The organism is Azospirillum sp. TSO35-2 (assembly GCF_003116095.1).
In the GTDB taxonomy this organism is placed as follows: Bacteria; Pseudomonadota; Alphaproteobacteria; order Azospirillales; family Azospirillaceae; genus Azospirillum.
Map to the genome: position 1 here is coordinate 1,431,144 of NZ_LGRA01000021.1, position 14,392 is coordinate 1,445,535.

The following is a 14,392-nucleotide window of genomic DNA, read 5'->3' on the forward strand; positions in this document are numbered from 1 at the left end:
CTCAGTTCGCCGGTCCCATGAAGACGCTGGCGTGGCTGTCCCTGGCGCTGCTGTTGGCGGTGTCGACCAGTTCGAAGCTCATCGGCAGAGAGGCGGCGGTCACCGCGGCGCGCGGCGCCGTCACATAGACGCGGTAGGTGGCGACGCTGTCCGGCGAGGCCGAAATGGTGGCGGTGTGGGCGGCCGTCTCGTCGCCGGCCTCGCCGATCACCTTGATGTCGGCACCGGCGAGGCCGGCGACGCTGAGGGTGTAGGCACGGTTCTGCCGGGTCTTGTTGGCAACCTTGAAGGTGTAGGCGTTGCGGATCGTCCCGTCCGACAGCGTCACGAACAGCGGGGCGCGGTCGCGCAGCACCGTGATGTTCAGGCTGGGGCGGAGCGCGAAGCTCCAGGCCATGGCGCCGCCGATGACCAGCATCAGCAGGGCGTAGACGATGACGCGCGGACGGACCAGCCGCCACTCGTAGCTTTTCCCGGTGGCGCGGGTTTCCTGCGCGGCCAGCGAATCGAAGGCGATCAGGCGGGTCGGCAGGCCCTGCTGGATCATGATGCTGTCGCAGGCGTCGACGCACAGGCCGCAGTTGATGCAGTCCGCCTGCTCGCCGGTGCGCACGTCGATGCCGATCGGGCAGACCTGCACGCACTGGCCGCAGTCGATGCAGTCGCCGAAGCCTTGGGTCCGGCGCTCGTCCCAGCTCTGCGACTTGCGCTTCGGGCCCCGGTTGTCGCCGCGGGCGGCCTGGTAGGTGACGACCAGCGAATGCTCGTCCAGCATCGCGCTCTGGATGCGCGGCCACGGGCACATGTACATGCACATCTGCTCGCGGGTCCAGCCGGCCATGATGTAGGTCATGCCGGCGAAGATCGCGAAGAAGGACGCCGCCTCGTAGCTGGCGTTGAAGGTCAGCAGGTCACCCAGCAACGTCGGCGCGTCGGTGAAATAGGCGAGGAAACCGAAGCCGGTGACGAGGCTGAGCCCGATCCAGCCGGCATGCTTCCCGGTCTTGCGCAGGATCTTGCGCGCCGTCCAGGGCTGCTTGTCCATGCGGATTCGTTCCGCGCGGTCGCCTTCGAACACGCGTTCGATCCACACGAACAGGTCGGTCCACACCGTGTGCGGGCAGGTGAAGCCGCACCACACCCGTCCGGCCAGCGCCGTTGCCAGGAACAGGCCCAGCGCCGCGACGATCAGGATGCCGGTGAGGTAGTAGATTTCCTGCGGCCAGATCTCGATCCAGAACAGGAAGAAGCGCGGCGTGGTCATGTCGAACAGGACCGCCTGCGCCGGGGCGTCGGGGCCGCGTTCCCACCGGATCCAGGGGGCGATGAAGAACAGCGCCAGCAGCACTGAAAAGGTGATGGTCTTCAGACGCCGATAGAGGCCCTTGACCGCCTTCGGATGAACTTTCCTATGGGTTTCGAACAGGGGAATCTTGGCGGTTTGACCCGCTTCCGGCTGAACGATGCTTCCGTCTGGCATGTCGAGGCGCCTGGCTTCCAGTTCCACGTTGGCGCGGAGCGTAGTCGATCGCCGATGCGGCGCTCTTTGACCTCGGTCAAAGAGCGTCGATATTTTGAAAAGCCCTTGCTGAGCCAAGGCTTTTCGCGGCTGTGAGCGGCCCGCGTGACCCGGTGGGTTGATACTGCGTCTGCCCTTGCCGCCACAAGCCCAATATTGTGTCGGAACATCGGGGTCGCACCATAATATTAATACTATACTGTGCTACACCACGATTATCAGTGCGGCGTATCGTCCGGCTTTCCCGATGGTGACCAGCAGCAGGAACAGCCGCAGATCCACCCGCAGGATCCCCGCCACCAGCGTCAGCGGGTCGCCGATCACCGGCACCCAGGCCAACAGCAGCGACCAGACGCCGAAACGCCGGTACCAGCCGGTCGCCCGTTCGACCAGACCGCGCGACACCGGGAACCAGCGGCGGTCCTGGAAATGCATCAGGTAGCGGCCCAGCGCCCAGTTGGCGGTGGAGCCGGCGACATTCCCCGCGGTCGCCACCAGGACCAGCACACCGTCGTGATGGTTGCCGGACGCGTGCAGCCCGGCCAGCAGAAGCTCGGACTGGGCGGGAAAAATCGTCGCGGCGGCCAGCGCCACCAGGAACAGGCTGCCGTAGGCCGCGAGGTCGGACATCGTGCAAATCTCTTTCCGGCCAACGGCTTGGCCACGCGGTTCCGGCTTGGGCCCAGGATTAGGCGAAGCTCTTGCGGTGATTCAAGGGCTGTTTGGCGCCTTGGCCGGCCGAACCGGCGGTGCAATCGCGCTTGCTCGGCAACCGTCGAGAGACAAGAATGCGGGCGCAAGCCGCGGCGCGTGTCGGGATGGCGGGACTTCACCCGCGCGGTCCGGTGGCGGCTTTCGGCCGCAGGCCCGATGTCCGGGGGGAGAGCGCACGCGCATGGGGGATACCGGGTTCGCCCGCTTTGGGGCCGACGACCGGCTGATGTGGGCAAACGCCGCCTTCGCGGCCCGGTTCGGCGCGCCCGCTGAGGCGACGCTCGGCAGCCTGCTCGACGGTCTGCTGGGGGCGGTGGGGATCGCCGACCTGCGCCGGGGCTGTCCGGTGACGCGCGGGCTGCCGGACGGCGCGCGGGTGACGCTGGCGCTGGGCCATGGGGCGCCGGGTGAAAACCTGCTGACGGCGGTCGAGACGCCGCCGCCGGGCGTCGCGACCGTGGCGGAGCAGGGGCCGTGGGCCAAGACCAGCCTCGTCCTCGACTGCCTCAGCCAGGGAGTAATGGCGTTCGACCGCGACCTGCGGCTGGTCGCCTGGAACCGCCGGGTGCTGGAGCTGCTGTACATCGACCCTGATTTTCCGCGCTACGCCCAGCCCTACGAGGTGGTCGTCCGCCACATCGCCGAGCGCGGCGGCTATGGCGCCGGCGACATCGACGATCTGGTGGCGCACCGGCTGGAATACATCCGCACCGCCTCCTGGCCCTTCTACAACGAGCGGGTCCGCCCGGACGGCGCGGTGATCGAAACGGTCACCCTGCCGTTGCCGGACGGCGGATTCGTCACGACCTACACCGACATCACCCAGCGCAAGCAGGCGGAGCGCGAACTGGCCGCCAGCCGCGAGCTGTTCGAACTGGCCATCCGCGCCGCCCGCGAAGGCATTTCCCAATGGGATCTGCGCACCGGCGAGGTGTGGTTCTCGCCGCAATGGTGGGGGCTGCTCGGCTACGACGAAGCGGCGATGGACAACAGCCGGCAGCGCTGGGAGGAGATGATCCATCCCGACGACCGCACCGATGCCCTGGCGATGATCGACGAATTCGCCGCCGGCCGCCGGTCGGAGAGCCGCCTTCTTCAGCGTTACCGCCACCGGTCCGGCGCGATCGTCTATCTCGACACCCGGTCGATCGGCGTGCCGGGGACCGACGGGCGGGCGTTCCGCATCGTCGGTTCCCACACCGACGTCACCGAAAGCGTGCGCGCCGCCGAAGCGGTCCGCGCCGCCAAGGAGGAGGCCGAACACGCGCTCCACGACCTGAAGGAGGCGCAGGTCCAGCTGATCCAGGCGGAGAAGATGGCCGCCCTCGGCTCGCTGGTCGCCGGGGTGACGCACGAGATCAACACGCCGGTCGGCATCGCCCTGACCGGCGCCTCGTTGCTGGCCGAGAAGACGCGCGCGCTGCGCCGGCTGTTCGAAGCCGGCGGACTGCGGCGCGGCGACTTCGCGGAGTTCATCGACATCGCCGACGAGGCGACGCAGCTGATGCTGCTGAACATCGAACGCGCCACCCGGCTGATCCAGAGTTTCAAGCAGATCGCCGTCGATCAGGCCAGCGAGGAACGGCGCGTCTTCGAACTGAACCACTACATCCACGAGGTGTTGCGCAGCCTGGGCATGCGCATCCGCCGCGCCGGCCACGCCGTGACGGTGGATTGCCCGGACGACCTCACGCTCGACAGCTATCCCGGCGCGCTGGGGCAGATCCTGACGAACTTCGTCATCAACTCGCTCCTTCACGGTTATGAGCCCGGGGTGCGCGGCCGGCTGAGCATCACCGTCACCCTGTCGGGCGGCGAGGTGGAACTGGTCTATGCCGACGATGGCCGCGGGATTCCGGCCGATCTGCACAGCAAGGTGTTCGAGCCCTTCTTCACCACCAGCCGCGACCGCGGCGGCAGCGGGCTGGGCCTCAACATCGTCTACACGCTGGTCACCCGCAACTTGCGCGGACGCCTGCGGCTGGACGGCGCGCCCGGTGCCGGCGCCATCTTCACCCTGCGCTTCCCGCGGGTCACGCCGGGCGACCCGCTTCCGCTGTGATGGCGACGGCAACGGCGCGCGTTTTATTTTGAAAAGCACAAAAAACCTCCGCCCCGGACAGGGCGGAGGTTTTTTCAAACCGGCTTTTTGAAAAGACGGTCAGTTCGGACGGCGCGAGGCGCGGTGCGCGGGGATCGGGATCGGGCGGATCGCCTGTTCCTCGCGACGGCTGGCCGACATGTCGATTTCGACGCGGGCCAGCGCCTTGCGCAACTCGTGCACCGTTTCGGACAGCGACTGGATCGTCGTCTCGCTCGGCTGCTGCTTCCAGCCGCGGTAGGCGGAGATGCAGGCCTTGGCGGTGTCGCGCAGGCGACCTTCCACCGCGTCCACCGGAGCCGAGGGCTGCCCCGCCACACGGGGAGCCGCCGCTTCCACCGCGGCGGCGGCCGGAGCCGCCGGAGCCGGGGCGACCGGTGTCGGGACCGGGGCGGGCGCCGGTTCCGGACGGTTCAGGCGCAGCGTTTCCGTCGGCGCCGGGGCGGCCGGAGCCGCCGGCGTTTCGGCCGGGCTGCCCGAATCGGCCGGCGTTTCAGCGCGCGGCGTGCGGGTCAGCGTGCCGCGGGTCGTGGTGCGCCCGGCCGGACGGGCGTCGCGGCGCGGTTCCTCCGCGGCCGGCGGGGCCGGGGGCGCCGCTTCGGCCGGGGCCGGTTCCGGCGCCGCGGGGGTGGGGACCTCGGCGGCGGCTTCGGTCACCGGAGCCGCCGTGGAGTCGTCCGCCGCATCGGCGGTGTCGTCGCCAACCTTCAATTCACCCTGGCCGCCTGCCGCTTCCGCCTTCTTGATGATGTAGGAGATCGCGCTGGGCGTGCATTCGAACTCGCGCGCAATGGCCGACAGGGTCGCGCCACTGCGGTAACGGTCAAGAATTTGGGGCCACGCCGACTGCGGAATGCGCCCACGCTTCTTGGGAGACTCCGGTTCGCTCCCGGTTTCTGCGTTCATTATATCGCTCGGTTGCCAAAGTGAATTTTCAGTCATTCGTCAGCATGTTTACCCGAACCGAACGCTTCCAACGCGGGACCACGCGGGCGCGTGCGTCAGCTACATCGGGCTTCACGCTGGCGGGCGATGTTTTCGGTACGGATGACTATCGGAAACTCTTCTCAAAAATGCCAGCATAACTTTGCGGGGAATGGTGATTTTGTGCCGCTTGCCCAATGTTGCCCAATGCAGACGGGCGGGCGCGACGATTCGGTGTTGCCGACCCCGCCGGCTTTTAAAAACCATCGGTGGCATTCATCTTTTCAAAAGAGCGATGGACCCCGGACGGGGGTTGGTGCGTTTCGCCATCCAGACGGACCCGGTCGGCCCGTTGCGATCGTCGTCGCGATCGTTCTTGGCTTCAACGGCTTCGGCCCAACTGTTTCGGCCCAACTGCTTCGGTGGAGACCGTCCATGCCGCATGCGCCCGCGCCGCGTTCGCCTGATCATCCTGGCACCTCCACCCGGCCCCGCCTTTCGGCGCTGGCGCTGTCCGCGCTGCTGACCGGTGCCGCGGCGCTTCCCCTGTCGATGCCGGCGTCGGCCAATCCGGCCGTGGCCGGGGACGCCGCCGTGGCCAATCCGGCCGCGAGCCCGGCGCCCAACGCCAGCCGGACCTACGCGCCGCCGTCGTTCCGCGACCTTGCCCGGACACAGATCGACACGGTGGTGAACATTTCCAGCACCCAGGCGCCGCAGGCCGCCGGCCGTGCGCCGGAGGGGCTGGAGGTGCCGCCCGGCTCCCCGCTGGAGGAGTTCTTCCGCGAGTTCCGCAAACGCCAGCGCGGCGGCGGCGGCCCTGGCAAGGGCGGTGGCGACGGCAGCGCCGAAGAGGGGCAGGCCGCCCCCGGCGGACCGGCACCGGGCGGGCCGGGTGGGCCCGGCGGTCCCGGCGCGCAGCCCGGCATGGCGCTCGGCTCCGGTTTCGTCATCGACCCGTCGGGGCTGATCGTCACCAACAACCACGTGGTCAGCGACGCGGCGGAGATCGCCGTCACCCTGCACGACGGCACCAAGCTGCCGGCGACGCTGGTCGGGTCCGACGGGCCGACCGACCTGGCGCTTTTGAAGGTGAAGACCGACAAGCCGCTGACCTCCGCCCACTGGGGCGACAGCGAATCGGTGCAGGTCGGCGACTGGGTGGTCGCCATCGGCAACCCCTTCGGCCTTGGCGGGTCGGTCACCGCCGGCATCCTGTCGGCCCGCGCCCGCGACATCCAGCAGGGCCCCTACGACGAGTATCTCCAGACCGACGCGGCCATCAACCGCGGCAACTCCGGCGGCCCGCTCTACGACATCGACGGCGGGGTGATCGGCATCAACACCGCGATCTATTCGCCGACCGGCGGATCGGTCGGCATCGGCTTCGCCATCCCGTCGTCGCTGGCCAAGCCGATCATCGACCAGTTGAAGGACGGCGGCACGGTGCGGCGCGGCTGGCTGGGCGTCCAGGTCCAGCGGGTGACGCCGGACATCGCCGAGAGCCTGGGAATGACCGGGACCGGCGGCGCCCTGGTCACCAGCGTGTCGCCGGACAGCCCGGCGGCAACCGCCGGCCTGCGCCAGGGCGACATCATCACCGGCTTCAACGGCGCGCCGGTGGAGCAGATGCGCGAGCTTCCCCGCATGGTCGCCGCCACCCGGATCGGCAGCACCGTGCCGCTCAGCGTGCTGCGCGGCGGGCAAACCCAGTCGGTGCAGGTGACCCTGGGCGAACTGCGCAACGAGCCGCAGCAGGTGGCGATGTCCGGGTCGAGCGGCACCCCGCGCTCCGCCCAGCCGGAGGAGACCAAGACCGCGCTCGGCCTGAAGCTCGCGCCGCTGACGCCCGGCCTGCGCGAAACCTTCTCCATCGCCGCCGACATCGACGGGCTGGTGGTGACGGAGGTCGACCAGGACAGCGCCGCCTCCCGCCGCGGCCTCGATCTCGGCGACGTCATCGTCGAGGCCGGGCAGGAACCGGTGGCGACCCCCGCCGACCTGGAATCGCGCATCGCCCAGGCGCGGCAGCAGGGCCGCAAGACCCTGCTGATGCTGGTCAGCCGCGGCGGCGACCTGCGCTATGTCCCGCTGCCGCTGGAGGATAAGAAGGGGTAAGCCGGTCCGGCGCGGGCGGAGCGGGGCAGGCCCCCGCGGCCGCCCCTTCCTTTTCCGCTACCGTTCGCCGCGCCGCGAGAGTAATTTGCGGCCCGTTTGGCGGATGGGATGAGAAGCCGTGAGCATTTTTCCGGAGAGCGGCCAACCGGTGCGGTTGTCGGTGGTTGTCCCGGTCTTCAACGAGGCCGACAATGTGCTGCCGCTGCTCGACGAGATCGAGCGGGCGCTGGCGCCGTCCGGTGGATTCCCGGGCGGTTTCGAGGTCATCTTCGTCGACGACCAGTCCGATGACGACACCCAGGCGCGGCTGGCCCCGGCGGTCGCCGCCGGCCGCCTGCGCGTGCTGCACCACCTCCGCCGCTCCGGCCAGAGCGCCGCGGTGCGCAGCGGCGTGAAGGCGGCGCGCGGCGAGTTCGTCGTGACCCTGGACGGCGACGGCCAGAACGACCCGGCCGACATACCGGCGCTGTTCGCGCTGGTGGCGACGGGCGAGGCCGGCGCGCCGGTGCTGGTCGGCGGCCTGCGCAAGAAGCGGCAGGACAGCCTGTCCAAGCGCTGGGCGTCCAGGATCGCCAACGCGGTCCGCCAGTCCTTCCTGCAGGACGGCTGCACCGACAGCGGCTGCGGGCTGAAGCTGTTCCGGCGCGACGCCTTCCTCGACCTTCCCTTCTTCAGCGCGATGCACCGCTTCCTGCCGGCGCTGTTCCGCGCCCACGGCCACCCGGTCGCCTATGTGCCGGTGAACCATCGCCCGCGCGAACGCGGCGTGTCCAAATACAACAACTGGCAGCGCGGCCTGATCGGCGTCGTCGACCTGCTGGGCGTCTATTGGCTGAAGCGGCGGACCAAGCTGTCGCCGGTCTCCGAACAGCTCTGACCGGCCGTGATCCTCGCGGGACAGGAATATTCGATGCTTGAGCGCGCCGCAGCGTGGTTCCAGGGGCAAAGCACGACCGACCTGATCTGGGTCGGCATCGGCTTCTTCGCCCAGCTGATGTTCACCATGCGCTTCGTCGTGCAGTGGATCGCCAGCGAAAAGGCCCGCCGCAGCGTCGTGCCGGAGATGTTCTGGTACTTCTCGCTGGGCGGCGGCGTCCTGCTGTTCGCCTACGCCTTCTACCGCTTCGATCCGGTGTTCATGCTGGGGCAGGGGATGGGTCTGGTGATCTACGCCCGCAACGTCTACTTCGTCTGGACCCACAAGAAATCCCTGGCCGACGGCAACCCGGTGCCGAGCAAATCGTGAGGATTCCCGACACCCCGCGCGCCCTGGATGCCGCTCCGCTTCGGACCGGCCTGCCGCTCTACGCCTACGCGTTGCTGGCGCTGATCGCCACGGCGCTGTTCCTGCCGGGCTTCACCGTCCTGCCGCCCTTCGACCGCGACGAGGCCCGCTTCGCCCAGGCGTCGTCGCAGATGCTGGACAGCGGCAACTACGTCGACATCCGCTTCCAGGACGAGACGCGCTACAAGAAGCCGGTCGGCATCTATTGGCTGCAGAGCGCGGCGACCGCCGCCGCCGACTGGGTGCGCGGCAGCACGGACAAGGTCATCTGGACCTACCGCATCCCGTCCTTCGCCGGCGCCCTGCTGGCCGTCCTCGGCAGCGCCTGGACCGCGGCGCGGCTGTTCGGCGCCCCCGCCGGTTTTCTCGCCGGGCTGATGATGGCGTCATGCGTGGTGCTGGGGGTCGAGGCGCGGATGGCCAAGACCGACGCGGTGCTGCTCGCCACCGTGGTGGCCGGACAAGCCGCATTGGCGCAGCTCTACCTGACCCGGCACGCTCCGGCGCCCACCGGGCGGGCGGGCTGGACGGCGCCGCTGGTCTTCTGGATCGCCGCCGGCATCGGCGTGCTGATCAAGGGCCCGCTGGTCCTGCTGGTGTCGGGTAGCACCGCCCTGGTGCTGGCGTTGTGGGAGCGCGAGGCCGGCTGGCTCAAGCGGCTGAAGCCGCTGCATGGGCTCGCCATCGTCGTCGCCATCGCCGCCCCCTGGCTGATCGCCATCGCCATCAAGAGCAACGGCGCCTTCTTCGCCGAGTCGGTCGGACACGACATGCTGGGCAAGGTGTCGGGCGGGCAGGAGGGCAAGGGCCTGCCGCCCGGCTATTACCTCGGCACCTTCTGGGTCACCTTCGGCCCCTGGTCGGTCCTGGCGCTGCTGGCGGTTCCCTGGGTGTGGGCGCGCCGCCGGCTCGATCCCGTCCGCTTCTGCATCGCCTGGATCGTGCCGAGCTGGCTGGTGTTCGAGGCGGTGCCGACCAAGCTGCTGCACTACACGCTGCCGGTCTTCCCGGCCATCGCGGCGCTGGCCGCCGCGGCGCTGCTCGACGGCTTCGACCGCAGCCGGGGCCTGGAACGGAGTTGGCGGCGCCGCTGGCTGGTCGGTGTCGCGGTGGCGCTCGGCGCGCTCGGCTTCGGCGCGCTGACGCTGGCGGTCGCGGTGATCCCCTATCTGGTCGACCGCCGCGTCGACCCGGTCGGGCTGGCGCTGGTCCCGGCGGTCGGCGGCCTGTTCGCGCTCTGTCTGCGGGCGTTCGTGCGCGGCGACCGCCGCATCGGCGTGGCGGCCGGCGTGGCGGCGGCGGCCGTGCTCTACGCCGGGACCTACGCCGTGGTGCTGCCCGGCATCGACGGGGTGTGGGTCAGCCGGCAGGCGGCGCGGGCGGTGGCGCAGAACCGGCCCTGCCCGACCAGCGTGGTCGCCGCCGCCGGCTATTCGGAGCCGAGCCTGGTCTTCCTGCTCGGCACCCCGACCCGGCTGGTGCACGGCCCGGCCGCCGCGGAGCATCTGGCCGCCGACCCCGCCTGCGCCCTGGCGCTGGTGGAGGACCGCGAGGATGCCGGCTTCCGCGCGGCCCTGGGCGCCGCGACGCCGGCACCGTTGGCCGAGCTGTCGGGCTTCAACTACAACACCGGCAAGCGCCTGCACCTGACGCTCTACCGGCTGGGCGGTTCATAAGGGCAGGCGTTCGTCCGGGGTGGGTAACGCGCCTCCGCATTGGACGGCGGGGCGGCTTTCCGGTCGACTGGGCGTTCCGATCCGTCCCGGACGAAAGGCGCCTGTTCGATGACCCGCGTTGCCCCCGCTGCCCTGACCGCAACCGCCTCCGCCGCCGTGGCGCTCGCGATGATGGCGTTCGCGCTGCCGGCCCACGCCCAGAAGAAAGAGTATGATCCCTGGGTGTACAAGGAAATGGTGCCGACCGGTCCCTACATGCGCAACCTGGAGCAGGCGCAGCCGCTTCCCGCCCCGCCACCGTCCCATTGGGGCGCCATCAGCAAGAAGGGCGAGTTCCGGGCCGGCATGGCGCATTACGGCACCGACGTGCAGAAGACCACCCGCCACTACTCCAACACCCACTCGCTGACGCCGCCGCCGGTCGACGTCACCAAGAAGGCCGCGCCGCTCAGCGGCGACGCGCCGCCGCCGCCGCGCACGGTCGAGCGCTGGTAGGGGGGCTCCGCGCCCCTTTCAGCCGCCTTTTTCAGCTTCAGCCGTCTTTTCAGCCGGCGTCCGGCCGTTCCCCCGGACGCCACAGCCACGCCGCCCCGCGCACGCCGCTGGAGTCGCCGTGCTGCGCGCGGCGGACCGGCGTGTCCAGCCGGTCGGTGAAGGCCCAGCGCGCCATCGCCGCCGGCAACCGCTCGTACAGCAGGTCGGCGTTCGACAGGCCGCCGCCCAGCACGATCACGTCGGGGTCGAGCAGGTTGATCACCGCCGCCAGCCCGCGGCCCAGCCGGTCGACCAGCCGCTCCGCCGTGGCGGCGCAGTCGGGGTCCCCGCCCTCCGCCGCCCGCTGCAGGATCGTCTTGGCGTCGAGCGTGGCGCCGGTCGCCGCGGCATGGTCGGCCGCCACCGCCGGCCCGGACACCAGGGTTTCCAGGCAGCCGTGCCTGCCGCAATAGCAGGCCGGGCCCGGACGCTCGGCCCCGGTCGGCCAGGGCAGCGGGTTGTGGCCCCATTCGCCGGCGATGGCGTTGCGCCCGCCCAGCGGCCGGCCGTGCACGACGATGCCGGCGCCGCAGCCGGTGCCGAGGATGGCGGCGAACACCACGCCGCAGCCGGCCCCGGCGCCGTCGGTCGCCTCCGACACCGCCAGGCAATTGGCGTCGTTTTCGACCCGCACCGGGCGGCCGAGCACCGCCGACAGGTCGCCCGGAAGGTCGCGCCCGTTCAGCCAGGTCGAGTTGGCGTTCTTGATCCGCCCGGTCGCCGGGGAGACGGCGCCGGGAATCCCGACGCCGACCGTGGCTTTCGCCCCGGCCAGATCGCCCTCCAGCCGTCCGACCAGATCGCGGATGGTCGACAGCGTGGCGGCGTAGTCGCCGCGCTGCGTGGGAACGCGCAGGCGTGCCACCTGTTGGCCCTGATGATCGAGCAGGATTCCTTCGGTCTTCGTCCCGCCCAGGTCGATCCCGATGCGGTGTCCGCTCTCAAATCCGGTTCCGGTGCGTGACATGATGACCGATCCTGTTGGCGCTGCGCCGTCCATCCATAGCGTCGCCGTCCCCGCGGCGTCCAGCCCTCCGGCATCGGGCGACCGGCGAGCGGTTGGCGCCGTCCGGGGGCGTGGCCGCGCCGCCGCGGTCATAGAACAAATGGACGGGTCCGGGCAATTCCCGTTGACCGATCCGGGTGTTCGGGTAGAAGGTCGCCGTCGGCCGGGCGATGCCCACTCGTTCCCCCGCCTCCACCCGTCCAAACGTACCGCGCCACCGGAGCCCCTGATGAGTCGCCAGCGCGCTGCCCTTCGCCTTTCGTTCCAAGCCCTGACCGGAGCCGCCGTCCTCGGCGCGCTGCTCGCCCTGCCGATGACCGCGGGGACCGCCGCTGCCAAGGAGGCCGCGAAGCCCGCCGCGAAATCGGCTGCCGCGAAGGCCAAGCCGGCCGCGTCGGGCGGCGTGACCCCCGTCGGCGCCTGCTACAACCGCAGCGAGCACGCGGCCGAGCAGCTGATGCGCCTGCACACCGAGATGATGGTGGTCGGCCTGACCTGCCGCACGGTGGTGCCGGACAAGAAGCCGTTCGACGCCTACCAGGATTTCTCGGTCAAGAACCGCGCCCTGCTGTCCAGCTCGGAAGCGTCGCTGATCAGCTACTACAAGCGCACCGGCGGCGGCAACGCCACCCGGCAGTTCGACATGTTCCGCACCGAGCTGGCGAATGAGATCAGCCGCCGCGCCGCCACCATCGGCATCGCCCAGTACTGCGCGAACTTCGTCGATCGCTCGAACGCGGCGATGACCCTGACCGCCGACGACCTGCGCACGCTGACCTCGGACGAGAAGAACGCCGGCCTGATGCATCTGGCCAGCAAGCCGCTGTGCGACGTGAAGGTCGTCAGCGGCCCGGACACCAACTACGCCGTCGCCCAGGCGCCGGCCGCGCCGTCCGCCAAGGTCGCGTCGGCCAAGCCCGCCAAGGCGAAGCCGGCCAAGACTCCGGCCAAGCCGAAGGTCGCCCAGGCCTCGTCCAAGCAGACCGTCGCCGCCCGCTGACGTCTGGCCGTTCGACGGACGGCCGATCTCCGGCCAGTCGCGCCGTTATGGGAAATGCCCCGCCCGCGCACCCGCGCTGGCGGGGCTTTTTCGTTCCCGGCGGCGCTCCCGGTCCCGGCATCGGCAGCCCCACGCATGCGGACAGCACAAATCTGTCTTGCAAAAATCCGTCAGGCTGGTACTACCGAAAAGGTCAGGAAAACGCTGTCTTGCCCGGCGCCGCCGGCGTGGGATAGCCTTCCGGAACGGTAAAAATCATGGTCCGTCAGGCCGATAGGCGGAACTCCGGACGAACCGGCATTCCGCTTGGTGAATGGACGGGCTGCACCAGACAGGGGGCTGCTGTTGCGAGAGCGGTGTGCGGAGCGTGCCCGTGCCGCCGCACCCTGCCTTTGCACCGCGCTGAAGGTGGGATGAGGCGATGGACTATTTTCTACAGCAATTGATCAACGGCTTGTCGCTTGGAGCGATCTACGGCCTGATCGCGATCGGCTACACGATGGTGTACGGCATCATCGGCATGATCAACTTCGCGCATGGCGAGATTTACATGATCGGCGCCTTTGTGGCGTTGATCACCTTCCTGGCGATCGGGGCGCTCGGCATCACCTGGGTGCCGCTGGCGCTGGTGCTGATGCTGGCTGCCTCGATGCTGTTCACCAGCGTCTATGGCTGGACGGTGGAGCGCATCGCCTACCGGCCGCTGCGCTCCTCGCCCCGGCTGGCGCCGCTGATCTCCGCCATCGGCATGTCGATCTTCCTGCAGAACTACATCCAGATCCTCCAGGGCGCCCGCTCCAAGCCGCTGCAGCCCATCCTGCCCGGCAACCTCACCCTGATGGACGGCGCCGTCTCCGTCAGCTACGTGCGGCTGGCCACCATCCTGATCACGCTGGTGCTGATGGTCGGCTTCACCATCCTGATCAACCGCACCTCGCTGGGCCGCGCCCAGCGCGCCTGCGAGCAGGACAAGAAGATGGCCGGCCTCCTGGGCGTCAACGTCGACCGCGTCATCTCGCTGACCTTCGTCATGGGCGCCGCGCTCGCCGCCGTCGCCGGCATGATGGTGCTGCTGATCTACGGCGTCATCGACTTCTACATCGGCTTCCTGGCCGGGGTGAAGAGCTTCACCGCCGCGGTGCTCGGCGGCGTCGGCTCGCTGCCCGGCGCCATGCTCGGCGGTGTGGTCATCGGCCTGATCGAGGCCTTCTGGTCGGGCTATGTCGGCTCCGAATGGAAGGACGTCGCCACCTTCACCATCCTCGTCCTCGTCCTGATCTTCCGGCCCACCGGCCTGCTCGGCCGGCCCGAGATCGAGAAGGTGTAAGCGCCATGACCACCCCTTCCCACGCGCCGTCGCACCCTCACTATTCCATCAACGGCAAGCGCCGCGCCGTCGACTGGGCCGCCATCATCAAGGACGCCGGGCTCGCCGCCTTCGTCGCCCTGCTGCTGACCGTGCCGCTGGTCGGCCTGCGCACCGTCGACCGCCCGACCGGGCTCGGCATCGAGGCG

General features: G+C 69.8%; 12 protein-coding genes and 1 pseudogene. 9 read left to right on the top strand and 4 right to left on the bottom strand.

What is annotated here, in order from left to right:
• Position 1 precedes the first annotated feature (1 nt).
• Positions 2-1,480, bottom strand: coding sequence for a cytochrome c oxidase accessory protein CcoG (ccoG, locus tag TSO352_RS22610; RefSeq protein WP_109109453.1), 1,479 nt, complete (start codon positions 1,478-1,480; stop codon positions 2-4).
• A 243-nt stretch (positions 1,481-1,723) separates the two neighbouring features.
• Complete coding sequence (locus TSO352_RS22615) at positions 1,724-2,149, bottom strand: YqaA family protein (protein ID WP_109109454.1); 426 nt, start codon at positions 2,147-2,149, stop codon at positions 1,724-1,726.
• A 265-nt stretch (positions 2,150-2,414) separates the two neighbouring features.
• Here TSO352_RS22615 and TSO352_RS22620 point away from each other — a divergent pair, with 265 nt between their 5' ends.
• Positions 2,415-4,295, top strand: coding sequence for a PAS-domain containing protein (locus tag TSO352_RS22620; protein WP_109109455.1), 1,881 nt, complete (start codon positions 2,415-2,417; stop codon positions 4,293-4,295).
• Positions 4,296-4,394: 99 nt separating this feature from the next.
• Here the strand turns inward: TSO352_RS22620 and TSO352_RS22625 are convergent, their stop codons facing one another.
• Complete coding sequence (locus TSO352_RS22625) at positions 4,395-5,240, bottom strand: helix-turn-helix domain containing protein (protein WP_109109456.1); 846 nt, start codon at positions 5,238-5,240, stop codon at positions 4,395-4,397.
• Positions 5,241-5,693: 453 nt separating this feature from the next.
• Between TSO352_RS22625 and TSO352_RS22630 the strand changes: the two genes are divergently transcribed.
• The 5 genes from TSO352_RS22630 to TSO352_RS22650 all read left to right on the top strand — a co-directional run bounded on the left by TSO352_RS22630 (position 5,694) and on the right by TSO352_RS22650 (position 10,832).
• A complete protein-coding gene (locus TSO352_RS22630) occupies positions 5,694-7,376 on the top strand; it encodes a DegQ family serine endoprotease (protein WP_109109457.1) in 1,683 nt (560 codons plus the stop codon).
• Between the two features lie 118 nt (positions 7,377-7,494).
• Complete coding sequence (locus TSO352_RS22635; protein WP_109109458.1) at positions 7,495-8,253, top strand: glycosyltransferase family 2 protein; 759 nt, start codon at positions 7,495-7,497, stop codon at positions 8,251-8,253.
• Between the two features lie 33 nt (positions 8,254-8,286).
• The gene (locus tag TSO352_RS22640; RefSeq protein ID WP_109109459.1) at positions 8,287-8,622 is read left to right on the top strand and encodes a lipid-A-disaccharide synthase N-terminal domain-containing protein; all 336 of its coding nucleotides are present in this window, start codon (positions 8,287-8,289) and stop codon (positions 8,620-8,622) included.
• Complete coding sequence (locus tag TSO352_RS22645; RefSeq protein ID WP_247872320.1) at positions 8,619-10,337, top strand: glycosyltransferase family 39 protein; 1,719 nt, start codon at positions 8,619-8,621, stop codon at positions 10,335-10,337. The genes TSO352_RS22640 and TSO352_RS22645 overlap by 4 nt, the downstream gene beginning before the upstream one ends.
• 108 nt (positions 10,338-10,445) lie before the next feature.
• Positions 10,446-10,832: a hypothetical protein gene (locus TSO352_RS22650; protein WP_109109460.1), complete on the top strand. Its 387-nt coding sequence runs from the start codon at positions 10,446-10,448 to the stop codon at positions 10,830-10,832.
• A gap of 49 nt (positions 10,833-10,881) precedes the next feature.
• On the opposite strand, the gene TSO352_RS22655 is transcribed toward TSO352_RS22650, so the two are convergent.
• The gene (locus TSO352_RS22655; RefSeq protein WP_109109461.1) at positions 10,882-11,838 is read right to left on the bottom strand and encodes an ROK family protein; all 957 of its coding nucleotides are present in this window, start codon (positions 11,836-11,838) and stop codon (positions 10,882-10,884) included.
• 268 nt (positions 11,839-12,106) lie between these two features.
• Between TSO352_RS22655 and TSO352_RS22660 the strand changes: the two genes are divergently transcribed.
• The 3 genes and pseudogenes from TSO352_RS22660 to TSO352_RS22670 form a co-directional block, all read left to right on the top strand.
• The gene (locus TSO352_RS22660) at positions 12,107-12,877 is read left to right on the top strand and encodes a hypothetical protein (protein ID WP_109109462.1); all 771 of its coding nucleotides are present in this window, start codon (positions 12,107-12,109) and stop codon (positions 12,875-12,877) included.
• Positions 12,878-13,298: 421 nt separating this feature from the next.
• The gene (locus TSO352_RS22665) at positions 13,299-14,204 is read left to right on the top strand and encodes a branched-chain amino acid ABC transporter permease LivH (protein WP_109109463.1); all 906 of its coding nucleotides are present in this window, start codon (positions 13,299-13,301) and stop codon (positions 14,202-14,204) included.
• Positions 14,205-14,209: 5 nt separating this feature from the next.
• Positions 14,210-14,392 (top strand): annotated as a pseudogene (locus tag TSO352_RS22670) (branched-chain amino acid ABC transporter permease); the annotation flags it as partial.